Here is a 744-nt window from a genome sequence, read left to right as displayed (position 1 = left end):
AATAGCCTTTCAACATCGGTCACGCGGCGCTTGAGAGAAAACGGAAAGTGCGTAAAGTGTTCAACTTGCGCGTACGGCAGCGTGCTATCGATGATGTCTTGAAAAATAGCAAACATCTCTGGTTGGCGATCACCAAACAATCCGCCTTGCCAATCTGGTTGATTGTGAATCACAGGGCTTTGATCAATATTTAGATAGCGACTGACTCTAGCTGTACCAAAACGTTCAAAATATGACCACATCACAAGCGCACCCATCGAAATCGCGGCAATGGGTAATGACTCTACGTGACGACTCAGGCAAACATGCTCGATTACGGCATCGGTATCTTCAGTGTACTGACGTACAAAATCAAACTGCATCAGCTCGATATCTTGTGCCGCCCCAAATCCTCTAAAATGCGGTAAGTAAAATTCATATTTGCCAACCAGTGGCAGTATAAAAGGCAAAAACTCACGTGCATCCATACCATAAGCATGCATCATCATGACAGGTTTACCATTTCCAATGACGGACACGGGTAATGCCGTACCATCAGCTGTCTTTATGTCGATTGTTCGTAATTGATATGACAAAGGTAGGGAAAGAAGGGGTTTTTTCATAGAATGACATCACTCTGGGTTATCAAGCCATCTTGATTGATTGGTCGAGATGTATTTTTACAAACGTATTCATAACGCGAATAAAAGACTGCTATATTGAAGCAGTCATCTGACCATAGCACAAAACTTGGCCAATGGTGAA

1 protein-coding gene is annotated in these 744 nt (G+C 43.1%); it reads right to left on the bottom strand.

Translation table 11 applies throughout. The annotated features are described in order from the left end of the window. The coding region (locus tag ACS8FC_RS17095; RefSeq protein WP_439297666.1) for an alpha/beta fold hydrolase at positions 1–602 on the bottom strand (602 nt) is incomplete at its 3' end. Positions 603–744: the final 142 nt, after the last annotated feature.

Source organism: Psychrobacter sp. 1Y4 (genome assembly GCF_051847555.1).
This window is presented reverse-complemented; position numbering and strand designations above follow the sequence as displayed.